The organism is Amycolatopsis mediterranei (assembly GCF_026017845.1).
GTDB classification, from domain to species: Bacteria; Actinomycetota; Actinomycetes; order Mycobacteriales; family Pseudonocardiaceae; genus Amycolatopsis; species Amycolatopsis mediterranei.
In genome coordinates this window covers 2,679,315-2,701,946 of record NZ_CP100416.1, presented here as the reverse complement: position 1 = coordinate 2,701,946, position 22,632 = coordinate 2,679,315, and the positions used below count along the sequence as shown (strand labels likewise).

Sequence of the window (22,632 nt, the reverse complement as noted above, 5' to 3'; positions counted from 1 at the left end):
TCCTCAGTCCGTTTGGATGCGCCGGGTCACCAGGTACGACAGGCCCGCGACGAGCATCGTGGCCACGGCCAGGATCAGCGCGATCGCCGAGCTGTAGCCGAAGTCGTACTTGGTGAAGCCCTGTTCGTAGAGGTAGAGCGCGGCGGTCTGGAACTGCCGGTCCGAGCCGCCGGTCGCGGCCGCGGTGCCCGGGTTGAACAGCAGCGGCTCGGCGAGCAGCCGCATGTTCCCGGTCGTCGCGATCACCGTGGAAAAGATGATCTGCGGCCGTAGCAGCGGCACGGTGATCCGCCAGAACTGCTGCCACCCCTTGGCGCCGTCGAGGGTGGCGGCTTCGTACATGCTCGACGGGATCGCCTGCATCGACGCCAGGAAGATCAGCGCGTGGTAGCCGGTCCAGCGCCACACCACCATCGACGCGATGGCGGTGTGCGAGCTGGCCGTGCCGGCCTGCCAGTCGACGTGCCCGCCGCCGAACCAGCTCAGCACCCAGTTGATCAGCCCGAAGTCCCGGCCGAACAGCTGCGCGAAGATGATCGTCACCGCCGCCACCGAGGTGATGTTCGGCAGGATCATCCCCATCCGGAACAGCATTCGCCCACGCAGCCGCCGGTTGAGCAGGTGCGCGATGCCGAGCGCGAAGAGGATCTGCGGGATCGTGGTCAGCAGCCACAGGCTGACCGTGTTCCCCATCGCGTTCCAGAAGTACGGGTCGTGGAACAGCAGCTGCTCGTAGTTGCCGAACCCGATGAACTGCGCGCCGTCGGCGTCGATGAGGTTCCGCTTCTGCAGCGACACGAACGCCGTGTACAGCAGCGGGAACAGCCCGAAGACACCGAAGATCAGGAAGTACGGGCTGATGAAACCGAACGGCGACAGCTTGACGTCCCACTTCTGCCGCCGCTCGGCGAAGGTCAGCGTGGTGGTGCCGGCCATCACTTGATCTTCGCGACGTCACCGACCAGCTGCTGCCACGCCGCCGGACCGTCCTGCTTGCCCTGCTCGACGCGCTGCATCGCGTTGCCGAACTCGGTCTGCACGTCGCCGGCCTTCGGGCCCTGGTACTGCGGGTTCAGCTTCTTCGCCGCGTCGGTGAAGAGCTTGCCCACGGGCGCGCCCGAGAAGAAGGGGTTCGTGTAGCCGGTGATCTTCGGGTCGTCGTAGAGCGACGGCGCCGACGGCAGCAGGCCCTTGCCGGTGAAGACCTTCGCCTGCTGCTCGGGGGCGGTCAGCCAGGCGGCCAGCTCCGCGGCTTCCTTCGTGTGCTTGCCCTGCTTGGGCACGGTCAGGTACGAGCCGCCCCAGTTGCCGCCCCCGCCGGGCACGCTCGCGATGTCCCACTTGCCCGCGGTGTCCGGCGCCTGGTCCTTGATCTTGGTCATCATCCACGCCGGGCAGGTGACGGTCGCGAACTGGCCCTGGGTGAAGCCGGTGTTCCACTGCGGCGTGCTGTAGAGCAGGCCGGCGCTCAGGTTCGCCTTCACCGCGTCGACCACGAGGTCCCAGCCCTGGCGCAGCGCCGGGTTGCTGTCCACGATGAGCTTGTCGGTCTGGTCGTAGTAGCCCTGCGGGGCCTGGCCGACGATCGCGTTGAGCACCGTCGGGCCGCCGTCCATGAACTTGACGCCGTTCGGTGCCTTGGCCTGGAAGCGTTTGCCGGTTTCGAAGAACGCCTGCCAGGTCGGCCAGAGCGCGGACACGGCGGCGCGGTCGGTGGGCAGCTGGGCCTGCTCGAACAGGTCGCGGCGGTAGCAGATGGCCAGGCCGCCGACGTCGGTGCCGTAGCCGATCTGCTGGCCGCCCTTGGCCAGCGACGCGGCCCACTTCCAGCCCAGCCAGCGGTCCTTGAGCTTGTCGCCGCCGACGGTGTTGAGGTCGACGAACTTGTCCGGCGTCGCCTTGAACTGGGCGACGTACCCGGTGTCGATGGCCTCGACGTCCGCGGCACCGGCGCCGGTGGCCAGGTGCGCGGCGAGGTTCTTGTGGTGGTCGGAGTAGGCGGCTGTCCGTTCGGTGATCTCGATGTCCGGGTGCGCCGCCTGGTACTCCTTGATCAGGTCGGTGTAGCCGAAGTTGCCGAACAGGCCGAGGCTCAGCTTGACCTTGCCACCGGCGGCACCGCTGTTCCCGCACCCGCTCAGCGCGGTGAGCGCGACCAGGGCGGCACCCACCCCCGCGAGCAGGCGGATCCGGCGGGTTGTCGTTTTCGGGCGCATGAGATCTCCGTTGTTCTGCGGGCCGGTCGGAAAACGCGGGTCCCATGAGAGCGCTCCCAGCACGGCGGCGTCAAGTAACGAAATGATAAAGCAGCTCGGCGTTTACGCAGTCCGGAGTCGTGTGATACAGATGTAACCGGTTACAAGATGGAGGTCACCATGGTCACCGCCCGCGAAGTCGCGCAGCTCTGCGGGGTTTCCGTCGCCACTGTGTCGCGGGTGTTCAACCGCCCAGCCACGGTCAGCGCGACGACGCGCGAACGCGTCGAACGCGTGGCGCGGGACCTCGATTTCTCGCCGAACGAGTCGGCGCGCGCGCTGTCGCGGCAGCAGTCGGCGATGGTCGGGCTGGTCTGGGACACCGACCACCGGCGGCCCGGGTGGCGCCACCCGTTCCTGCAGGACCTGTTGCTGGGCCTCAAATCCGCGTTGAGCTCGCACGGCTACCACCTGCTGCTGCTCGCGACGAGCGACGACGCCCGCGACCGCCACCCGGGGGTTTCGCTGGCCGACCCGATCGGCTACGTGAGCATGACCCGCCGGCACCACCTGGCCGGGCTGGTGCTCATCGACAGCGGGACGGACGCCGACGCGTTCACCGCGTTCGCCCAGTCCGGGTTGCCGTGCGTCGCACTCGACGTCGCCCTGTCCGGGCCGCGGGCCACCCACGTGACCTCGGACAACGCGGGGGGCGCGGCGGAAGCCGTCCGGCACCTGGCCGCCCTCGGGCACCGCCGGATCGCGACGATCACCGGTCCCCGCGGCAACGCGCCGGCCACGGCTCGCACCGAGGGGTACCGGCGCGGGCTGGCCGACGCCGGGCTGCCGGTGTCGGAGGATCTCGTGATCGGCGGCGACTTCTACCGCGAGAGCGGGTTCGTCGGCATGCGGCGGCTGCTGGCCCGCAAGGAGCCGCCGACGGCGGTGTTCGCGGCCAGCGACGAGATGGCGGTCGGCGCGCTGCTGGCGGCCCGCGCCGCCGGGCTGCGGGTGCCGGCGGATCTGGCCGTGGTGGGGTTCGACGACATCGAGGTGGCGTCCCTGGTGGACCCGGCGCTCACGACGGTGGCCCAGGACAAGCCGGGCTTCGGCACGGCCGCGGCCGGCGCGCTGCTGGCGATGCTCGAGAACGCGACGACCCCGGAACCGGTGCTGCTGCCGACGAAACTCGTGGTCCGCGACTCCTGCGGCGGGAACGTGCGACGCTAGCCCGGGTCAGGCGGTGATCTTCGCGTCCCAGTCGAGGTGGTGCGAGTACAGCCAGCCGCTTTCTTCGCCGACGTCCTGGCCCGCGCTCGCCGCGACCAGCTTCTCCACCCGCTCGCGGCGAAGGCTTTCGTAGGCGGCGAAGGCCGATGCCGGGTCCGGGAGGTCGCGCAGGCACTGCGCCAGGACGACGCTGTCCTCCAGTGCCATCGACGCGCCCTGGCCGGCGGCCGGGGACGCGGCGTGGGCGGCGTCCCCGACGAGGACCATCTCGGGCGTCGACCACACCCGCGTCTCCGGGACGTCGTAGGAGTGGCCGCCGAAGACCTCGTCCCCGGTGGCGGCGACGATGTCCGCGCAGGGCAGCGGGTCGCCGTCGAACGCCGCGTGCGCGAACTCCCGCCAGCCCGCCGGGGTGACCGCGGCGATCTCCTCGCGGGACCGCTCGGCGTCCGGGATGCGGGCGAACCAGAACGTCGCCCCGGCCGGGTCCGTGGTGAACCCGAAGGCCGCCCGGCTGCCGCGGACCATCCGGTAGATCCCCGGCGCGGCGGGCAGCCCGCCCGCGCGCGTGTAGCCGTACACGACGGTCAGCCCGGTGTAGCGGGGCTCGTCCGCGGCCGGGTCGATCAGCTGCCGGACGACCGACCGCAGGCCGTCCGCGCCGACGAGGACGTCACCGGTCGCGGTGGTGCCGTCGGCGAACTCCGCCGTGACGCCGCCGTCCCCCGCCGTCGCACGCACCAGCCGGCGACCACGCTCCAGCGGGACCCCGCGGCGTGCGGCCTCGTCCTGCAGGACGCGGTAGAGCGTCGCGCGGGTGAGGGTGCGCGGCCCGTCGAGACCTTCGATGTCGAACTCGCGCCGCCCGACGGTCTCCCCCGTCGGGGCGACGAGCTCCACGCCGTACGCGGCGAAGGACGCTTCGATCACGGGCCCGTCGGCGCCGACGGCGCGCAGGGCGTCCATGCCGTTGTGCATGATCGTGAGGAACGCGCCGATGTCGTCCCCACCGGCGGGATAGGCCTCGAACACGACGGGTTCGTGCCCGGCGAGTTTCAGCGCCATCGCCGTCACCGTGCCCGAGATCCCGCCACCCACGACCAGTACCCGCACTTCGCCCCCTCGACTCCACGTGCCGCCGTCGTCGACGTTACCGCGACGGCGGCACGCGGTGCCTACTTCTCCTTCGCACCACTGGTGGCGATCTCGCCGTTCAGGCCGCGCGGGTAGAAGCCACCCGAGTTCACCTTGTCCGGGTTGAGGTAGGCGATGTTGAGCACGCGCTCGGCGGAGCGCCCGAACGCGATGCCGTTGGCGTCGGCCGGGACGAGGTTCGCCTTGCCGTACTTGAGGACGCCTTCGTCGTCGTCGGCCTTGCCGTCGAGGCTGTCGCGGGCGTCGGACATCTTGTTGGTGATGTCCCCGAGACCGCGCTCGAACAGCGCCGACCGCACGATCCCGGCGTGGTAGGCCTCGACGGCCAGGATGCCCGCGGCCGCGTCGAGGAACGTCTTGTTGTTCACCAGCGGCGCCGCGCCCTTGTAGGCCGACACGCCGACGTCCTCGAACAGGTAGGCGGCGAGCAGGAAGTTGTTCTCGCTGCCGAACGGGTCGAACGTCTGGCCCTGCTTGATCACCCCCGCGGCCTGCATGGCCGCGGTGAAGCTGTTCTGGAAGTCGATTTCCGGCTGCGCGACGGCGGCCTTGTCGAGCGCCTTGCGCAGGAAGGTCACGTGCGCGACCTCGTCGCCGGCGATCTCCTGGACGATCTGCTTGGTGTGTTCGTTCTTGAACTGCACCGCGTGCCCGCCGGAGACCTTGCCGAGGTTGCCGACCCCGTTGACGTACTTCTCGTTCAGCCCGTAGCCGTAGACGGCGAACGAGTACAGGTTCGCCTCGAGGTACTCGAGGTTCAGCGCGAAGTTCAGCACGGCGGCATCACTCGCCGCCTCCTTCGCCGCGTCACCTCCCTGCGCACCGTATTGCGACGTGGCACCGGCCGAGCCGAGGCCCAGCGACAGCGCCGTGCCGAGCGCGCCGGCACCCGCGACGCCGAGCCCCGTCGCTCCCGCAGCCTTGAGGAAGCGGCGGCGGTCGGTCGCGTTCTCCGCGCTGCGCTCGATCAGCTGCTCTGTGTAGCGTTTTCCGAACACCGGGGGACGTCCTCTCGTGACGAGTTCGTCCACCTCACCCACCGGTCATACGTACCCGGACGGCCCCCGGCTCGGTCAAAACGGGAAAAATTTTGATCGACTTCGGTTTCCGCAGGTCAGCCGCGTTGCGCGACGGCGAGCCGGACGCACACGGCGAGCGCGCGGACGGCCTCTTCGACCTCGGCGAGCTTCGGGAAGGTCGGCGCGATCCGGATGACGGCGTCGGCCGGGTCGGCGCCGTGCGGGTGGGTCGCCCCGGCGGGGGTCAGCGCGACCCCGGCCTCCTTCGCCAGCCGCACGACCTCCTTCGCGGTGCCCTGCGGGACGGTCAGCGTGATGAAGTACCCGCCGGTCGGCTTGGTCCAGGACGCCAGGTCGGCCAGCTCCTCGGTGAGGATGCGGTCGACGGCCGCGAACTTCGGGCCGATGATCTCGGCGTGCTTGCGCATGTGGGCACGCACGCCGTCTTCGTCCTTGAGGAAGTGCGCGTGCCGCAGCTGGTTGACCTTGTCCGGGCCGATGGTGCGCTTGCCGCTGTTGCCGGTCCACCAGGCGAGGTTGGCCTCGGACGCGCCGAAGAAGCCGACGCCGGCCCCGGCGAGGGTGATCTTCGAGGTGGAGCCGAAGACGAAGACGCGGTCGGCGTTGCCGGCCTCGGTGGCCAGGGCCGGCAGGTCGGCCAGCTCCGGCTCGGCGTCGGTGAGGTGGTGCACGGCGTAGGCGTTGTCCCAGAAGATCCGGAAGTCCGGCGCCGCGGTGCGCATGGTGGCGAGCCGCTTCACGACGTCGTCACTGAACGTGACGCCGGTGGGGTTGCTGTACTTCGGCACGCACCAGATGCCCTTGACGGCGGGGTCTTCGGCGACCAGTGTCTCGACGACGTCCATGTCCGGGCCCTCGTCGGTCATCGCGACCGGGACGAGCTCGATGCCGAAGCGCTCGGTGAGCGCGAAGTGGCGGTCGTAGCCCGGGACGGGGGCGAGGAACTTCACCTGCGGCTCGTCGGCCCAGCGGCGCTCGGCGCCGGGCAGCTTGCTCAGCAGCGCCTGGACGACGGCGTCGTGCATCAGCTCGAGGCTCGAGTTGCCCGCGGCGAGCAGCTGCTCGACCGGCACCTGCAGCGCGCCGGCGAAGAGGCGGCGCAGCTCGGGCAGGCCCTTCAGGCCGCCGTAGTTGCGGACGTCGGTGCCGTCCTCGGCCTTGAAGGTGCCCTCGCCCGGGAGGGAGAGCAGCGCGTTCGAGAGATCGAGCTGCTCGGGCGAGGGCTTGCCGCGGGTGATGTCCAGGGAGAGGCCTCGGCCGACCAGGGCCGCGTAGTCGCTGCGGGCCGTGTCGACGTCGACGGAAGCAGTGGTCATGCCGTCAACGCTAAACCCGCCGTCGATACCATTTCGGGGCGGGTCCTGGCTAGGGTGGTGAGTGTGCATCTCGTCGTCCACGCCGACCAGCGGCAGTTCACCATCCGGGATTCGGGGTTGCGGCTGACGGGCAGCGGGTGGACTTCGGAAGCGGTGGAATCCCACCGGATCGGGGCCGAGCCCGCCGGGATCGCGATCGCCACGGCGCGGTCGGACCTGGTGGAGTCCTCGGTGACGCTGGCTCCCTCCGCGCCCGCGTTGTCGCCTGCCGCGGAGCACGTGGTGGAAGCGGACCTTCCGGTTCCGAGCGGCCGGCTGGTGATTTCCGGGCCGGCCGACTACCCGTCGCAGGAGAAGTACTTTTCGGTGTTGCCGGGGCTGTACCGGGCGCGGGTTTCGTACGTGCCCGCCGGGCCGCCGTCGGTGGATTGGAACGACCACGAGTACGGGGAGCACTACCGGTACGTGGTGGAGCTGTGGCCGGTCGAGGAACAGTCCGATGTGGAGGTTCTCCGTCAGGGCGCCACGGTGTGGGACGGCTGAGGCCCCGATATCCGGTCGCGGCGCACCCGCTGGGCGCGGCATCATGCGCCCCATGGACCAGACGTTCGTCAGCGGATCAGAGCGCTGTCAGGGTGGCCAGCTTCCAATGGCCGTCCACCCGCTTCGCCGTCACCGCCAGCTGGGCCACCGAGGACGTCGGCACTCCCCCGCCCTGGGCCACCGTCTGCTGGTCCAGGAACAGGAGCAGGTCCGCGGAGTCGCCCCGCAACGACCGGACCCCGATCGCCCGGACCGTGGTCGTGCGGGTCAGCTTCTCCGCCGTCGCGCGGGTCCGGGCCGAAGCGAACTGGGCCTGGTACTGCCGGACCGCGTCGCCCGTCAGGACCTCCGAAGCCGCCCGCTCGGTGCGAGGCAGGTTGGCGTAGTCGTACGAAAACACCGCCTTCACCGCGTCACTGACCTGGGACGAAACGTCAGAAGTGGCCGAGAGGTCCACCAAGGCCTGATTGTCCCCCGGGGTCAGCGAGGCCGCTTCGATGCCGAACCAGGCCGTGCAGCCCAGCGCCAGGACCACGATGGCCACGAGGATCCTGGTCATGAGCCCGCCGCCTGGACGCCCGCGACCTTCCAGCCGTCCGGGGCGCGGGACACGTCCACGGTCAGCCGGTTCAAGCGCGGCGAAGCAGCGCCACCGCCCGTCGACACCCGGACGTCCAGCACCGCCAGGAGCCGCGCTGTCCCACGGGGAACGTCGATCTCCGTCACCGCCGCTTGGACCAGGGACGCCGACGACACGGTGCGGGCCTTCGTGGCGCGGTCGATCTGGAGCTGCCGGTCGCCCGCGAGGTCCGTTCCGTACTGGCCCGTCGTCGCCGCGATCCAGCGGTCCACGTCCGCCGCCGCCGTGCGGTGGTCGATCGTGTTCAACGTGACCAGCTGGGGGCCCGCCGCGGCCAGCACCGCGTCACGCTCGCGGCCGCGGGCGAAGGAATCGTCGGCCGCCGCGCGCCACCAGGACCAGCCCGAGAAAGCCGCCGCCAACACCGACAAGACCGTCACAACGACCAGGAAACGCAGCTTCACGGCGCGCCCAGCAACCGGCCCAGCCCGCCCGCCGACGGCCCGGTCAGCAGGCTCAGCATCCCGGGCAGCTGCTGCGGAGCCGGTGCAGCCTGCTGCTGCGGTGCCGCCGGAATCGCCGGCGGTTTCCCCGCGTAGGGCGCGTTCTGCGCCCCGCGCACCCCGGTGGGACTGCCCGGCGGCTCGGCGCAGTAGGCGTTCATGTTGACCGGCGCTTCGGTCTCGTCGTTCGCCGGACGCTGTTTCGTTCCCTCATACCCCTTCGTGCACGAAGCCGGGTCGAAGAAGTTGAACACCACGCCCAAGTGCCCCGTGCCGTCCGGGGACGTCGACGGCGAGAACGCCGAGATGATCGGGTACGCGACCAACAGCTCCTCGATCGAGTCCTTCCGGGACGTCGTGATCTGCGCGGTGGTCAGCAAGTTGGCGAACAGCACGCCCAGATCGGTACCGGACGCGGCCAGCACGTCGCTGATCTGCCGGCTCAGCTGCGGGGCTTGCGCGATCACCCGGCGCAGGTCCGGATCGGACTTCTTGAGCTGACCCGCGATCGTGCGAAGCCCCGAAGCGAAGTCGGTGATGTTCGCCGCCTGCCGCTCCTGGGTGCCGAGCACGATCCGCGAGTTCGCCAGCAGCCCCTGCGTCTGCGGCACGTACTGCGCGGCCACCGCCGTCAGCGATCCCGTGCTGTCCAGCAGCTGCTGCAGTTCCGGCCCCGCGCCCGCGAACGCGTTGTACGTCTCGTCGACGACCGTCCGCAGCGAATCCGGGTGCACGCTGGCGACGAGGTCGTCGAGGTGGGTGAGCACGGTGTCCGGCGACGGCGGCAAGGACGTCTTGTCCGGCGTGATCACCGAGCCGTCCTTGAGAAACGGGCCGCCGTTGTGCTGCGGCAGCAGGTCCACGAACTGCTCCCCCACCGCCGACCGGTTCGCCACCTGCGCGTGCGCGTCGGCCGGGATGTCCGGGGCACTCGCGTCGATGTCGAGGGCGACGTCGACGCCGTGCTCGGTGAGCGTCATCGACGTCACCCGGCCGACCGTGACCCCGCGGTAGGCGACCTCGGAGTTGACGAAGATGCCGCCGGAGTCGGTCAGCTGCGCGGTGACGACGTAACCACGGTTGCCGAAGAGCCGGTCCAGCCCGGCGTACCGGCCGCCCGCGTAGACGACCGAAACCACCGCGATGACGACGAACGCGAACAGCTGGATCCGGATCTTGCGGGTCACCGGCCGCCCCCGATCAGGCCGAGCAGCCCGCCCAGCAGGCCGGGACCGGCCGCCGGCGGGACCGAACCCAGGTCGGGCAGCGGCAGGGGTGGCGCGACCGGCGTCGGCTGACCGCCGGTCCCGGACGGCAGCGCGATCGGCGGCTGCGACGAGTTCGTGAAGTTCGAGATCAGCGTGTCGAGGTCGAGGTTCACGTTCGCCTCGACGTTCGCGTAGTCGCCCTTGATCACGTTGCCCGCGTAGTCCGGGAACGGGTAGGTGAGCAGGATCTGCAACGCGTTCGGCAGGTTCTGGCCGGCCTCGCCGAGTTTGGCCAGCGTCGGCTGCAGGGCCTTGAGGTTCGCGACGAGCTGGTCGCGGCTCTTCGTCACGGTGTCCACCGCGACGCCGGACAGCGTGTTCAACGCGTTCAGCATGCCCACCAGCTGGTCGCGCTGGTCCGTGACGACCTTCAGACCGGGCGCGAGGTTGTCGAGCGCGTTCGTCAGGTTCTGCGTCTGGCCCGTCAAGGTGTGGGACAGCTTCGCCAGGCCGTCGATCGCGCGGAGGATCTCGGTCTTGTGCCCGTCGAGCTGGGTCGCCAGTTCGTCCACTCGGGACAGCAGCGCGCGGATCTCCGGCTCGTTGCCCGACAGGGCGTCGTTGAGCTCGTGGCTGATCTTCTGGATCTGCTCGACGCCGCCGCCGTTGAGCAGCAGCGAAAGCGCGCCGAGCACCTCCTCGACCTCGGGATTGCGGTTGGTCCGCCCGAGCGGGATCTGCCCTCCATCGGCCAGTTTCCCGGTGGCCGGCTCGGCCGTGGGCACACTCAGCTCGACGAACTTCTCCCCCAGCAGGCTCGACTGCTTGAGTTCGGCACGGGCGTTGACGGGCAGCGCGATGTCGCCGTTGACGGTCATCGCCACCAGCGCCGAGCGCGTGTCCGGGGTCAGGGTGATCTTGTCGACCCGGCCGACCGCGACGTCGTTGACCTTGACGCTGGACTGCGGCACCAGGTCGAGCACGTCGGTGAACAGTGCGGTGACGTGGTACGGGTGGTCGCCGACGTCGGCGCCGCCCGGCAGCGGCGTGCCGTAGAGGCCGTTGAACCCGCCGTCGCTGCAGCCGGCCAGCACGAGCACCCCGGCCAGCGCGCCGGCGATCCGGCTGCGCCCCTTCACTTCGCACCGCCGGAAAGCTGTTCCATCACGTCGACCAGCGGGAGCGGCAACGGCGGAAGTGTGCCGTTCTGCAGGGAATTGAGCACCTGCGGGATGGTCGGCAGCTTGAGCGCGCCGTCCAGGATCGGCGCGAGCTGCTTGCAGATGTTCCCGAGTGCATCGGGGACTTCCTTCGGGGTGACCGCGCTGATCAGCCGGCACACGGTGAGGATCGGCGGGTTGGTCAGCTCGTTCAGGTTGTCGCGGACGGCGATGGTGCCCGACGCCGCGTCGTAGGAGTTGATGAAGTTCGTCGCGCCGGTCGGGGCGATGTCGAGCACCTCGGCGAGCGCGGCGCGCTGGTCGACCAGGACCTTCGACAGCGAGGCCAGCTTGTCCACATTGGATTCCAGGGCCGTCTTGTTGTCGTTGACGAACTGCTGGACGTCGCCGAGTGCGCCGCCGAGCGACTGCAGCGCGGCGCCCACTTCGGAAGAGTCCGCTGCGAGGAACCGGCTGACGTCGGCGACGCGGCCGTAGAACTCGTTGAGCTGCCGGTCGCTCTGGGCCAGGGCGCCGGTGAAGGAGTTCAGGTTCTGCACGGTCGAGAACAGGTCGTCCTTCGAACCGTCGAGGGTCTTCGCCAGGTCGGCCAGCTGCCCGACCGTCGAATTCAGCGAAGCACCGTTGCCCTTCAGCGTGTTCGCAGCAGTGTCCAGGACGCCGGAGAGCGCGCCGTCCTTGTTGGCACCGTTCGGGCCCAGCGCCGTCGACAGCTTGTCGAGGCTCGAGTACAGGTCGTCCAGCTCGACCGGGGTCGCCGTCCGGTCCTTCGCCAGAACCGTGCCCGAAGCGAGGACCGGTCCGCTGTCGTAGGCCGGGGTCAGCTGGACGTACCGGTCGCTGACCAGGCTCGGCGCGACGACGACGGCGCCGACGCCGGCCGGCAGCGGCACGTCGTCGACCCGCATGTCCACGCGGACCGCGTCCCCCTGCGGCGTGACGTCGGTGACCTCGCCGACCGGCACGCCGAGCACCCGCACCGACGAACCGGCGTACAGCCCGACGGTCTTGCCGAAGTACGCCGAAAGCTTCGTGCCGTTCGACGACCGGAACACCAGGTACAGCCCGGCGGTGACGATCAGCGCGAGGACGCAGGCGAACGCCAGCCAGGTCACCAGGCTGCGGCCGCGGGACGTGTGGATGGTCATCGGCGGCCCACCCCCTGGTTCGGCGCCGCGATCGGCGGGGTGCAGCCTTCGGGGTTGATGTGCAGCCCGCCCACGGTGATCGTCGGCGGCAGCAGCCCGCACAGGTAGCCCTCGAACCACCGGCCGTTGCCGGTGGCGTTCGCGCCGACGCGGGCGAACGGCGCCATCAGCTGCAGGCTCTTGTCGAGGTTGCCCTGGTTGCGCTGCAGGATGTCGGTCACCTTCCCGAGCTTCTCCAGCGTCGGCTTGAGCTGCTCGCGGTTGTCCTGGACGAGCCCGGTCAGCTGCTGCGAAAGCTGCTGCGTGCCGGTGAGCAGGGCGTTGATGGCCTGCTTGCGGTTCTGCAGCTCGGTGAGCAGCAGGTTGCCGTCGCTGATCACGCGCTGCAGCTGGGCGTTGCGGTCGGACAGCGTCTTCGAGACCTGGCTGGTGTTCGCCAGGAGCGTGTGCAGGTCGGCGTCGCGGGAGGAGACCGTGCGGGCCAGCGACGACAGCCCGGTGAGCGTGTCCTTCAGGTACTGCGGGCTGTCCTTCAGGCTGTCGGAAAGCGCGTTGAAGCTGTCCGCGAGCTGTTTCGTGTCGATGTCGCCGACCGTCGTCGACAGCTGCTCGAAGGCGTCCTGCAGCTGGAACGGCGTGCGCGTGCGGGCCTGCGGGATCGTCTGGTTCGGCTCCTGCGCGCCGCCGCCCTTCGGGTCGAGCGCGAGGTACTTCTCCCCCAGCAACGTCTTGATCTCGATCGACGCCGTCGTGGCGTCACCGACCCTGATGTCCTTGACGCGGAACTTGACCAGGACCTGCTTGCCCGCCAGCTTGACCGACGACACCGTGCCGACCTTGACGCCGGCGACCTCGACCTCGTTGTCCGCGGCCAGCCCGGCGGACTCACCGAAGTAGGCCGAGTACGTCGTGCCGTTGCCGAAGAACGGCAGCTGGTCGGAGAAGTACGTGGTGGCCGTGACGAGCACGATCAGCACGAGCGCGACCGCGCCGACCGCGGCCTGGTTGCGTTCCTTCAGCGGCTTCACGGACCGCACCTCTCCGCGCGCTGGGTACCCGGGATCGGGATGATCGGCAGGGTGATGTCGAGCGAGGAAATGCCGATGGTGCCGGTGATCCCGCACAGGTAGTAGTTGAACCAGCTGCCGTAGCTCAGGGTCCGGGTGAACTTCTGCAGGTTGCCCGGCAGCACCTCGAGCAGGTGGTTGAGCAGCTCGCCGGAGTCGCCGAGGTTCTGCGAGAGCACGCCGAGCTGGGCGACGTCGTCCTTGAGGGCCGGGCGTGCGTCGGCCAGCAGTCCGGTGGTCGACACGGCGAGGTCGCCGAGCGCGCTGACCGCGTCGCCGATCGGCTTGCGCTGCTCGGCCAGCCCGCTGACCAGCTTCTGGGTCTGCTCGATGAGGTCGCCCAGCTGCGGGCCGCGGGCGTTGACCGTGCCGAGCACGGTGTTGAGGTTGGCGATGACCTGGCCGATCACCTGGTCCTTGCTCGCGATCGCGCTCGTCAGCGACGCCGTGTGCCGCAGCAGGCTGGTGATCGTGCCACCTTCGCCCTGGAAGACGCTGATGATCTCGGCCGACAGCTGGTTGACGTCCTTCGGGCTCAGCGCCTTGAACAGCGGCTTGAAGCCGTTGAAGAGCACGGTGAGGTTCAACGCGGGTTTCGTCCGCTCCGGCGGGATCGTGCCGCCTTCGGGCAGTGCCTTGTCCCCGGGGACGTCGGTGCCGAGCGCGAGGTAGCGCTGCCCGACCAGGTTGCGGTACTTGATCGTCGCGGTCACCGTTTCCGGCAGCCGGTAGGCGTGTTCGACGTCGAACCGGACCTCGGCGAGGTTCCGCTCCCCCTCGACCACCTCGATCGTGTCGACCTGCCCGACCTTGACCCCGGCGATGCGGACGTCGTCGCCTTCCTTGAGGCCGGACGCGTCGGTGAACTTCGCCAGGTAGCCCGAAGTCTCGCCGAAGTCGGTGTTCGCGATGGTGGCTGCCAGGATGCCGGTGAACAGCACCGTGACGACGGCGAAGACCGCGAGCTTGATCAGCGACGGGACGAAACTCCTCACTTCAGCTCCACCTCCGTCCCGCGGTAGAGCGGCCCGACGAGCAGGCCGGCCCAGCCCGGCACGGCACCCGGAGAGGTGCCGAGCGCGGGCGAGGCGAGCAGGTCGATCAGGTCGTTCTCGTAGGCCGACCCGACGATCGTGCCGTCCCCGCCGACCGCGCCGCCGCCCGCGGTGATCGGGGCGGGCAGCTTCTCGGGCGGGTTCTTCGGCGGCGCCGGTTTGCTGGAGCCGTCCTTGATCGCGCCGTCGGGCGGGTACTGCGGCCAGACCCCGGGCTTCGGCACGGTCGGGTAGCAGCGCGGGCCGCGCTTGTCCTCGTACTTCGGTTCGTCGACACCGGGAAGGTACTTGCCGCGGCTGGCGGCGAACTCGATGGTGACCCGGCTGACCTCGGGGTGCGCGGTGCCCTTGCCGAACGCCAGCTCGGCCCGGGGCACCGACTCGGCGAGCTGCCGCATCAGGCACGGGTACTCGGGCGCGTACTTGGCGAGGACGTCCAGGGTCGGCTGGATCGCCGAAGTGAGCCGGATCAGGTTGTCCTTGTTGACCTGCAGGAAGCTCGTGAGGTCCACCGAAGCCGCCGTGACCGTGGCGTAGAGGTCGCTCAGCTGCGCGCGCTGGTCGACGATCGTCCGGCTCGTGGTGGTCAGATCGGACAGCGCCTGCAGCAGGTCCGGCGCCGCCTTGTCGTAGGTGTTCGCGACGTTCGCGAGGCCGGTGATGTCGGCTTTGACGTCGGGCAGCGACGGGTTGAGCTTGCCGAGGTAGTCCGACAGCCCGGCCAGGGTCTCGCCGAGCTGCTTGCCGCGGCCGTCGAGCGCGGTCGCCACCGCGGTGAGCGTGCTCGACAGCTTCTCCGGCTGGACCGCCTGCAGCAGCGGCATCACGTCGTCGAGGACCTTCTGCAGCTCGATCGCGGCGCTGCTGCGGTCCTGCGGGATGACGTCTCCGGCCTGGATCGGGGCTTCCGGCTTCCCGGGCAGCTGCAGGGCGACGTACCGCTCGCCGAAGAGCGTCTTCGGCAGCAGCCGCGCGGAGACGTTCTTCGGGATGACGGGTGTCTTGTCCGGGTCGAGAGCCAGCTCCAGCTCGGCGTGGTCGCCCTTCGCCAGCACCGACCGGACTTCGCCGACGAGCATGCCGCGGACCTTGACGTCGCCGCCGGTGCGCAGCTGGCTGCCGACCCGGTCGGTCTCCAGCTTCACGAGCGTCACCGGCGTGAACGCCTTGTGGTACACGGCGAGCGTGAGCGTGATGAACAACGCGGCGACGAGCAGGAAGACGAGCCCCAGCACCTGGTACCGGAGCCGCTGCCAGAGCTCGCGCCTCATCCCGAGATCCTCACCGTGGTGTTCGCGCCCCAGATCGCCAGGCTGAGGAAGAAGTCCAGCACCGAGATCAGCACGATCGACGTCCGCACCGCGCGGCCGACCGCGACCCCGACACCGGCCGGGCCGCCACTGGCGTTGAAGCCGTAATAACAATGGGACAGGATCACCAGCACGCTGAACACGATCACCTTCCCGAACGACCAGAGGACGTCGCCGGGTGGCAAGAAGAGCGTGAAGTAGTGGTCGTAGGTGCCCGCGGACTGGCCGTAGAGCCAGATGGTGATCTGCCGGGACGCGAGGTAGCTCGAGAGCAGGCCGACCGCGTACAGCGGGATCACCGCGGCGACCCCGGCGAGCACCCGGGTCGTCACCAGGTACGGCATGCTCGGCACGCCCATGACTTCCAGCGCGTCGATCTCCTCGGAAATCCGCATCGCGCCGAGCTGGGCGGTGAAGCCGCAGCCGACGGTCGCGCTGAGGGCGAGTCCCGCCGAGAGCGGCGCGACTTCGCGCGTGTTGAAGTAGGCGGAGATGAACCCGGTGAGCGCGGCCGTGCCGAGCTGGTTGAGGGCCGAGTAGCCCTGCAGGCCGACGATGAGCCCGGTGAACAGCGTCATCCCGATCATCACGCCGAGCGTGCCGCCGATGACGGCGAGGCCGCCGGTGCCGAAGCAGACCTCGGTGAGCAGCCGCAGCGTCTCCCGGCTGTACCGGCGGATCGTGCGCGGCGACCAGGCGAGCGCTTTCGCGGCGAACGCGAGCTGCTTGCCCAGGCCTTCCAGGCTCTGGCCGGGGCGCGCGATGTATTCGAGCGTCCGGTCGGCATCGAGGGGTTCCGCCGTCATCACATCGCCTTCGGCGGGACGATCCGCAGGTAGATCGCGGTGAGCACGACGTTGATGAGGAACAGCAGCAGGAACGTGATGACGACGGCCTGGTTGACGGCATCGCCGACGCCCTTCGGCCCGCCCGCCGGGTTCAGCCCGCGGAAGGCGGCGACGACCCCGGCGACGAAGCCGTACAGCAGCGCCTTGATCTCGCTGACCCAGAGGTCCGGCACCTGCGCGAGGGCGTTGAAGCTCGCCAGGTACGCGCCGGGCGTGCCGCCCTGCAGGACGACGTTGAAGAAGTAGCCGCCGAGCACGCCGACCACGCTGACCAAGCCGTTCAGCAGCACCGAAACGACCATCGCGGCGAGCACCCGCGGCACGATGAGCCGCTGGATCGGGTTGACGCCGAGGACCTCCATGGCGTCGATCTCTTCGCGGATCTTGCGCGCGCCGATGTCCGCGCAGACCGCGCTGCCGCCGGCGCCCGCGACGAGCAGCGCGGTGATCAGCGGGCTGGCCTGCTGCACGATGGCCAGGGCGCTGGCCGCGCCGGTGAACGACTGGGCGCCGATCTGCGCGGTGAGCGAGCCGAGCTGCAGCGCGATCACCGCGCCGAACGGGATGGCCACCAGGGCCGTCGGGAGGATGGTGACGCTGGCGAAGAACCAGCACTGCTGGATCCACTCGCGGGCCTGGAAGGGGCGTTTGAAGATCGCGCGCAGGACTTCCCAGGAGAGCGTCGCCAGGCGGCCGACCTGGGTCAGCGCCGCGGTTCCCGGGAGCGTGCCAGTGCCTCCGCTCACCACAACCTCCCAGTAAGTCGCCGTTGACCTCCGAGTCTTCTCCACACCCGGTTCCCGCTTTTGGTTAGCGGTGTTTACTTTCCCCTTCGGCAGTTCTCCTTCAGAAGTTGAGGGCGTGCGTCGCCGTCGCCCCGCCGTCGGCCACGAATTCCGCACCCGTGCAGTACGCGCTCTCGTCGCTGGCCAGGAACAACACCAGCTTGGCGATGTCTTCGGGCTGCCCGACCCGCTTCAGGGCGACCTTCTTCCCGACGAACGACATATCGACTTTCTGGCCGCCCGCCGCGGTCTCGACCATCTTGGTGTCGATCGCGCCGGGGTGCACCGAGTTGACGCGGATGTGCTTCTTGCCGAGCTCCATCGCCGCGACCTTGGTCATCCCGCGGATCGCGAACTTGCTCGCGGTGTAGGCGACGAGGTAGGGCATCCCGGCCAGACCCTCCACAGAGGACACGTTGACGATGGAGCCACCGCCGGCGGCGGTCATCGGTTCAACGACCGAGCGCATCCCGAGAAACGCCCCGATCTGGTTCACCCGGATCACGCGTTCGTAATCGGCCAGCGTCGTCTGCGCCAGCTCCGAAAAGTGCAGGATGCCGGCGTTGTTGACCAGCACGTTCGGCGCGCCGAACTCCGTGGTCGCGCGCTCGACCGCGGCGGTCCAGCCGTCCTCGTCGCCGACGTCGAGGTGCTGGTAGACGGCCCGGTCGCCGAGGTCGGCGGCCAGCTGCTTGCCCTCTTCGTCGAGGATGTCGGCGATCACCACCCGCGCGCCTTCGGCGACGAACGCGCGGGCGGCGGCCTCGCCCTGCCCGCGCGCGGCGCCGGTGATCAGGGCGATCTTCCCGTCCAGCCTCATGACTCTCCCAGGATTTCGGTGGCGGCGAACATCCGGCCGGGGTCGCGGTCGGCGAAATAGGCACTGAGCGACGCCTCGAGCTCGTCGAGCTTCCAGCGCTGCTCGATCCTCGGCGCTTCGACCAGCGCGACCGTGCCGCCGTGCACGACGAACACCTGGCCGTTGACGTGCTCGGCCGCCGGGGAGGCGAGGTAGGCGACGAACGGGGCGACGTGCTCGACCGAAAGCGGGTCGGCACCCGCTGTGGTGTTCTCGGGAGGAGCACCGAACACGCCCTCGGTCATCGCCGTCCGCGCGCGAGGGCAGATCGCGTTGGCGCGGACGCCGTACTTGGCCAGGCTCCGGGCGGCCGACATGGTGAGCGCCGTGATGCCCGCCTTCGCCGCGGCGTAGTTGGGCTGGCCGGGCGAGCCGATGAGGAACGCCTCGGACGCGGTGTTGACCAGCCGCCCGTACACCGGCGCGCCGTCCGCTTTGGACTTGTCGCGCCAGTGCTTGGCGGCGTTGCGCGACAACAGGAAGTGGCCGCGCAGGTGCACGCGCAGCACGGTGTCCCAGTCGTCGTCGGACATCGAGAACAGCATCTTGTCGCGTAGCACGCCCGCGTTGTTGACCACGATGTCGAGGCCGCCGAGGTCGAGCGCGGCCTCGGTGAGCGCGTCGGCCGTGGCCCGGTCGCCGACGTCGCCGGCGACCGCGACGGCCTTGCCGCCGGCCGCTTCGATCTCGGCGACGACGTCCTTCGGCTCGCCGATGTCGTTGACGACCACCGTGGCGCCCCGCCCGGCCAAGGCGAGCGCCTCGGCCCGGCCCAGCCCCGCGGCGGCGCCCGTGACGATCGCCGTCCTGCCGGTCAAGCTCACCGCGGACCTCCTCGTCGAGTCCTGGATGTCGCGCCTACAGTAGAATCTGTTCTCGTTCGAGGCAAGCCCTTGAGTAAACGGCGCTAACTGGCGATGAACAGCGCGTTCTTGGGGCACGTCTTGACTGCCACCGAAACGCGTTCTACCTGGTCGGGCAGCACCGGGCCCGGCTGGATCACCAGTTCTTCCTCGTCGTCGAGGTCGAAGACGTCCGGGGCGAGCCCCACGCACACCGCGTTCGCCTCGCACAGTTGCCGGTCGACGCCGATCTCCATGCTTCCTCCGCCGCTCGAGCCCTGGTACAACTAGAACAGGTTCTACTGTAACGCCGGGAGCCGGTACGGCACCACAACGAGCCGGACCGGGTGGAGGTGACGGGTGCGGATCGACTACACGCCGGAACAACGCGGGCTGGCCGCGGAGCTCCGGGAGTACTTCGCCGAGCTGATGACGCCCGAACGGCGTGCGGGCCTCCGCTCGGGCGGCGGCGAGTACGGCGATGGCCTGGCGTACAAGGAGATCGTGCGGCAGCTGGGCAAGGACGGCTGGCTCGCGCTGGGCTGGCCGAAGGAGTACGGCGGGCAGGCCCGGTCGATGCTCGACCAGCTCGTCTTCACCGACGAAGCGGCCGTCGCCGGGGTGCCGGTCCCGTTCCTCACAGTGAACACCGTCGGCCCGACCATCATGCGCTACGGCACCGAAGAACAGAAGGCGTTCTACCTGCCGAAGATCGCCGCGGGCGAGCTGCACTTCTCGATCGGCTACTCCGAGCCGGAGGCCGGCACCGACCTGGCGTCGCTGCGGACGCGCGCCGAGCGCGACGGCGACGAGTACATCGTCACCGGCCAGAAGATGTGGACCAGCCTGATCGAGTACGCCGACTACGTCTGGCTGGCGGTCCGGACCGACCCGGACGCGAAGAAGCACCGCGGCCTGTCGATCCTCATCGTGCCGACGTCCGCGGACGGCTTCTCCTGGACCAAGGTGCACACGGTCGCGGGTGCCGGGACGAGCGCGACCTACTACGACGGCGTGCGCGTGCCGGTGTCTTCGCGCGTCGCCGAGGAGAACGCGGGCTGGCCGCTGATCACCAACCAGCTCAACCACGAGCGCGTCGCGCTGACGTCGTCGGCGCCGATCCGCAAGGCCCTGGCCGACGTCACGGCGTGGGCGAAGGAGACCGGCGCCATCGACCACGAATGGGTGCGGCTGCACCTCGCGCGGGTGCACGCGGGCGCGGAGTACCTGAAGCTGCGGAACTGGCGGATCGCCTGGGCGGCCGCGGCCAGTGAGCTCGGCCCGGCCGAGGCGTCGGCGACGAAGGTGTTCGGCACGGAGTTCGCGATCGAGGCCTACCGGCTGCTGATGGAGGTGCTCGGCGCGGCCGCCGTCGTCCGCGAAGGCTCGCCGGGGGCGCTGCTGGCCGGGCGGATCGAGCGGCTGCACCGATCGGCGCTGATCCTCACCTTCGGCGGCGGCACCAACGAGATCCAGCGGGACATGATCGCCGCCACCGCCCTCGGCCTGCCCGTCACGCGCTAGGAGCACTCATGGACTTCACCCTTTCCGAGGCGTCGGGCGACCTCGCGGCGCTGACCCGGCGGTTGCTGGCCGACAAGGCCACCCACGACCCGCACGGCACCGGCGGCTTCGACACGGCGGCGTGGACGGCGCTCGGCCAGGCGGGAGTGCTGGACGCGGCCCTGCCGTCGTCGCTCGGCGGCGGCGGGTTCGGGCTGCTCGAGCAGTGCGCGGTGCTGACCGAGATCGGCCGCGCGGTGGCGGCGGTCCCCTACCTGCCGTCGATCACGATGGCGGCCGCCGCGCTGGCGGAGTTCGGCTCGCCCGAGCTGGTGGACCGCTGGGTGCTGCCGGTGCTGCGCGGCGAGCGCGTCCTGGCCGTGGCGCTGTCCGGGTTCACGGCGTCGGACGGCCGGGTGTCGGGTGCGCAGACGGCGGTGCCGTTCGCGGCGTTCGCGCACGGGTTCCTGGTCGCCGCTTCGGACGAGGTCTTCCTGGTCGACGCGGCCGCGGCCGGGGTCTCGGTGCAGCCGCAGCAGACAGTCGACCACGCCGACGCGGGCCTGCTTTCTCTGTCCGAAGTGCCGGGAGTGTCGCTGGGCGACATCGGCGAGTGGCTGCGCCTGCGCGGGACGGCCGGGGTATGCGCCCAGCAACTCGGCGTCGTCGAGCGGGCGCTGGAGCTGACCGCGGCGTACGCGGCCGAGCGGAAGCAGTTCGACCACGTGATCGGCGGGTTCCAGGCGGTCCGCCAGCGCCTGGCGGACGCCTACCTGGACGTCGAAGCGGTCCGCCTGACGACACTGCAGGCGGCGTGGCAGCTGACCTCGGACGTCCCGGCAGCGGAAGCCGTGGCGACGGCGAAGTTCTGGGCTGCGGAAGCGGGCCACCGGGTGGCCCACACGGCGGTGCACGTCCACGGCGGCGTCGGCATCGACGTGGACCACGTGGTGCACCGCTACTTCACGGCGGCGAAGCGCCTGGAGTTCCAGCTCGGCCCGGCCACCCACCAGCTCTTGGCCCTGGGCGACCTCCTCGCCGGCCGCAGCTAGCTCGCCGCGTAGGTCCAGAACTCCTTCATCAGCGGGGTGGGCTCGGGGCTGGTCAGCTCGACCTGGGTCAGCAGCACCGAGACCGTGCCCGTCGCCGGGACCAGGTGCAGAGCCGTGCCCGCGCCGCCGACCCAGCCGTAGCGGCCGGGGACCTCCCAGGGCTGCTTCGCGTCGACGTCCACCGATCCGCCGAAGCCCCAGCCCTGGCCGTGCAGGAACGGCCGGCCCGCGGCCCGCTGGGCGGGTGTCAGGTGGTCGGTGGTCATCCGGTGGACCGACTCCGGCCGCAGCAGGCGGTGACCGCCCGCGGTGCCCTCGTCGCGCAGGAATCGCGCGAACGCCAGCAGGTCGTCGGCCGTCGAGACGAGCCCGGCGGCCCCGGACGGGAACGGCGGCGGCGCGCTCCACCGGCCCTCCGGCGAGTCGATCAGCCGCAGCCCCTCTTCGCCGCGGCGGTAGGCGCTGGTGAACCGCCCGAGCGCGGCGATCGGCACGGTGAACCCCGTGTCGGCCATGCCGAGCGGCTCGAACAGCCGCTCCGCCAGGAACTCCGGCAGCGGGCGGCCGGCGACCCGCGCGATCAGCACGCCCTGGATGTCCGAGCCGGTGTCGTAGAGCCACGCCTCCCCGGGCTGGTGCAGCAGCGGCACCTGCGCCAGCGCCGCCAGCCACTCGTCCGGCGAGAACGCCCGCGGGGACGCCGCCGGGTGGCCCAGCACCTGCAGCAGCAGGTCGACCGCGGGCAGCGTCATGTCGGCGGGCAAGCCGTAGCCGCAGCGGAAGGTGAGCAGGTCGGCCACCGTGATCGGGCGGGCGGCCGGCACGACGTCGTCGACCGGGCCGGCCGGCGTCCGGACGACCACCGGCGACGCCAGCTCCGGCAGCCACCGGGAGATCGGGTCGTCCAGGCTCAGCTCGCCGTCGTCGACGAGGAGCAGGGTCGCCGCGGCCACGATCGGCTTGGTGAGCGACGCGATCCGGAACAGCGAGTCGCGCGCCATCGGCACGGTGCCCTCGGCATCGGCCGAGCCGACGGCCGCGGCCTCGACCTGCTCGCCGCGGGCCACGAGCGCCACCGCGCCCGGCAGGTCGCCGAGGTGGGCGGTCAGCAGTTCGGTCAGCGCGGCCATGCGCAGCACCTTATTCCGCCGTCGGCCGGCGCGCGGTTCGCCTTACGCGGGCGGGTCGCGTTCCGTGGCGTCATCCTGGTGC

23 protein-coding genes are annotated in these 22,632 nt (G+C 70.4%); 4 read left to right on the top strand and 19 right to left on the bottom strand.

Annotated features, from left to right (window positions below; all coding sequences use genetic code 11):
- Window positions 1-3: 3 nt before the first annotated feature.
- The gene (locus tag ISP_RS12940) at window positions 4-936 is read right to left on the bottom strand and encodes a carbohydrate ABC transporter permease (protein ID WP_013224315.1); all 933 of its coding nucleotides are present in this window, start codon (window positions 934-936) and stop codon (window positions 4-6) included.
- A complete protein-coding gene (locus tag ISP_RS12935; RefSeq protein ID WP_013224314.1) occupies window positions 936-2,216 on the bottom strand; it encodes an ABC transporter substrate-binding protein in 1,281 nt (426 codons plus the stop codon). Before ISP_RS12935 ends, ISP_RS12940 begins: the two co-directional genes overlap by 1 nt.
- Window positions 2,217-2,375: 159 nt before the next feature.
- On the opposite strand from ISP_RS12935, the gene ISP_RS12930 reads away from it, so the two are divergent.
- The gene (locus tag ISP_RS12930) at window positions 2,376-3,425 is read left to right on the top strand and encodes a LacI family DNA-binding transcriptional regulator (RefSeq protein ID WP_230468772.1); all 1,050 of its coding nucleotides are present in this window, start codon (window positions 2,376-2,378) and stop codon (window positions 3,423-3,425) included.
- 6 nt (window positions 3,426-3,431) lie between these two features.
- Here ISP_RS12930 and ISP_RS12925 read toward each other — a convergent pair whose 3' ends face one another.
- The 3 genes from ISP_RS12925 to ISP_RS12915 all read right to left on the bottom strand — a co-directional run bounded on the left by ISP_RS12925 (window position 3,432) and on the right by ISP_RS12915 (window position 6,936).
- Entirely contained in the window at window positions 3,432-4,538 is a 1,107-nt protein-coding gene (locus ISP_RS12925) for an FAD-dependent oxidoreductase (protein ID WP_013224312.1), read from the bottom strand.
- A gap of 62 nt (window positions 4,539-4,600) precedes the next feature.
- Window positions 4,601-5,578, bottom strand: a complete 978-nt coding sequence (locus tag ISP_RS12920; RefSeq protein WP_013224311.1) for a ferritin-like domain-containing protein — start codon at window positions 5,576-5,578, stop codon at window positions 4,601-4,603.
- A 116-nt stretch (window positions 5,579-5,694) separates the two neighbouring features.
- Window positions 5,695-6,936, bottom strand: a complete 1,242-nt coding sequence (locus ISP_RS12915; protein ID WP_013224310.1) for an aminotransferase class I/II-fold pyridoxal phosphate-dependent enzyme — start codon at window positions 6,934-6,936, stop codon at window positions 5,695-5,697.
- Between the two features lie 57 nt (window positions 6,937-6,993).
- Here ISP_RS12915 and ISP_RS12910 point away from each other — a divergent pair, with 57 nt between their 5' ends.
- A complete protein-coding gene (locus ISP_RS12910) occupies window positions 6,994-7,479 on the top strand; it encodes a hypothetical protein (RefSeq protein WP_230468771.1) in 486 nt (161 codons plus the stop codon).
- A 76-nt stretch (window positions 7,480-7,555) separates the two neighbouring features.
- On the opposite strand, the gene ISP_RS12905 is transcribed toward ISP_RS12910, so the two are convergent.
- The 13 genes from ISP_RS12905 to ISP_RS12845 all read right to left on the bottom strand — a co-directional run bounded on the left by ISP_RS12905 (window position 7,556) and on the right by ISP_RS12845 (window position 19,122).
- Window positions 7,556-8,038, bottom strand: a complete 483-nt coding sequence (locus ISP_RS12905) for a hypothetical protein (protein ID WP_013224308.1) — start codon at window positions 8,036-8,038, stop codon at window positions 7,556-7,558.
- Complete coding sequence (locus tag ISP_RS12900) at window positions 8,035-8,523, bottom strand: hypothetical protein (protein ID WP_013224307.1); 489 nt, start codon at window positions 8,521-8,523, stop codon at window positions 8,035-8,037. The genes ISP_RS12905 and ISP_RS12900 overlap by 4 nt, the downstream gene beginning before the upstream one ends.
- Window positions 8,520-9,749: an MCE family protein gene (locus tag ISP_RS12895; RefSeq protein ID WP_013224306.1), complete on the bottom strand. Its 1,230-nt coding sequence runs from the start codon at window positions 9,747-9,749 to the stop codon at window positions 8,520-8,522. The genes ISP_RS12900 and ISP_RS12895 overlap by 4 nt, the downstream gene beginning before the upstream one ends.
- Entirely contained in the window at window positions 9,746-10,909 is a 1,164-nt protein-coding gene (locus ISP_RS12890) for an MCE family protein (RefSeq protein WP_013224305.1), read from the bottom strand. The genes ISP_RS12895 and ISP_RS12890 overlap by 4 nt, the downstream gene beginning before the upstream one ends.
- The gene (locus ISP_RS12885) at window positions 10,906-12,099 is read right to left on the bottom strand and encodes an MCE family protein (RefSeq protein WP_013224304.1); all 1,194 of its coding nucleotides are present in this window, start codon (window positions 12,097-12,099) and stop codon (window positions 10,906-10,908) included. The genes ISP_RS12890 and ISP_RS12885 overlap by 4 nt, the downstream gene beginning before the upstream one ends.
- Entirely contained in the window at window positions 12,096-13,127 is a 1,032-nt protein-coding gene (locus ISP_RS12880; RefSeq protein ID WP_034284352.1) for an MCE family protein, read from the bottom strand. Before ISP_RS12880 ends, ISP_RS12885 begins: the two co-directional genes overlap by 4 nt.
- Window positions 13,124-14,161 (bottom strand): MCE family protein, encoded by a 1,038-nt coding sequence (locus ISP_RS12875; RefSeq protein ID WP_013224302.1) that lies wholly within the window; start codon window positions 14,159-14,161, stop codon window positions 13,124-13,126. The genes ISP_RS12880 and ISP_RS12875 overlap by 4 nt, the downstream gene beginning before the upstream one ends.
- Entirely contained in the window at window positions 14,158-15,492 is a 1,335-nt protein-coding gene (locus tag ISP_RS12870) for an MCE family protein (RefSeq protein ID WP_013224301.1), read from the bottom strand. The genes ISP_RS12875 and ISP_RS12870 overlap by 4 nt, the downstream gene beginning before the upstream one ends.
- Entirely contained in the window at window positions 15,489-16,337 is an 849-nt protein-coding gene (locus tag ISP_RS12865; RefSeq protein WP_014466821.1) for an MlaE family ABC transporter permease, read from the bottom strand. Before ISP_RS12865 ends, ISP_RS12870 begins: the two co-directional genes overlap by 4 nt.
- Complete coding sequence (locus tag ISP_RS12860) at window positions 16,337-17,125, bottom strand: MlaE family ABC transporter permease (RefSeq protein ID WP_013224299.1); 789 nt, start codon at window positions 17,123-17,125, stop codon at window positions 16,337-16,339. The genes ISP_RS12865 and ISP_RS12860 overlap by 1 nt, the downstream gene beginning before the upstream one ends.
- A 100-nt stretch (window positions 17,126-17,225) precedes the next feature.
- On the bottom strand, window positions 17,226-17,984 hold the full coding sequence (locus ISP_RS12855) for a glucose 1-dehydrogenase (protein ID WP_013224298.1): 759 nt from the start codon (window positions 17,982-17,984) through the stop codon (window positions 17,226-17,228).
- Window positions 17,981-18,847 (bottom strand): 3-oxoacyl-ACP reductase, encoded by an 867-nt coding sequence (locus tag ISP_RS12850; RefSeq protein WP_013224297.1) that lies wholly within the window; start codon window positions 18,845-18,847, stop codon window positions 17,981-17,983. The genes ISP_RS12855 and ISP_RS12850 overlap by 4 nt, the downstream gene beginning before the upstream one ends.
- Before the next feature lie 83 nt (window positions 18,848-18,930).
- Complete coding sequence (locus ISP_RS12845) at window positions 18,931-19,122, bottom strand: ferredoxin (protein WP_013224296.1); 192 nt, start codon at window positions 19,120-19,122, stop codon at window positions 18,931-18,933.
- A 103-nt stretch (window positions 19,123-19,225) separates the two neighbouring features.
- On the opposite strand from ISP_RS12845, the gene ISP_RS12840 reads away from it, so the two are divergent.
- Window positions 19,226-20,389: an acyl-CoA dehydrogenase family protein gene (locus ISP_RS12840; protein ID WP_013224295.1), complete on the top strand. Its 1,164-nt coding sequence runs from the start codon at window positions 19,226-19,228 to the stop codon at window positions 20,387-20,389.
- Window positions 20,390-20,397: 8 nt separating this feature from the next.
- The gene (locus ISP_RS12835; protein ID WP_013224294.1) at window positions 20,398-21,420 is read left to right on the top strand and encodes an acyl-CoA dehydrogenase family protein; all 1,023 of its coding nucleotides are present in this window, start codon (window positions 20,398-20,400) and stop codon (window positions 21,418-21,420) included.
- Here ISP_RS12835 and ISP_RS12830 read toward each other — a convergent pair.
- On the bottom strand, window positions 21,417-22,550 hold the full coding sequence (locus ISP_RS12830; RefSeq protein ID WP_013224293.1) for a serine hydrolase domain-containing protein: 1,134 nt from the start codon (window positions 22,548-22,550) through the stop codon (window positions 21,417-21,419). The genes ISP_RS12835 and ISP_RS12830 overlap by 4 nt on opposite strands.
- Window positions 22,551-22,632 lie beyond the last annotated feature (82 nt).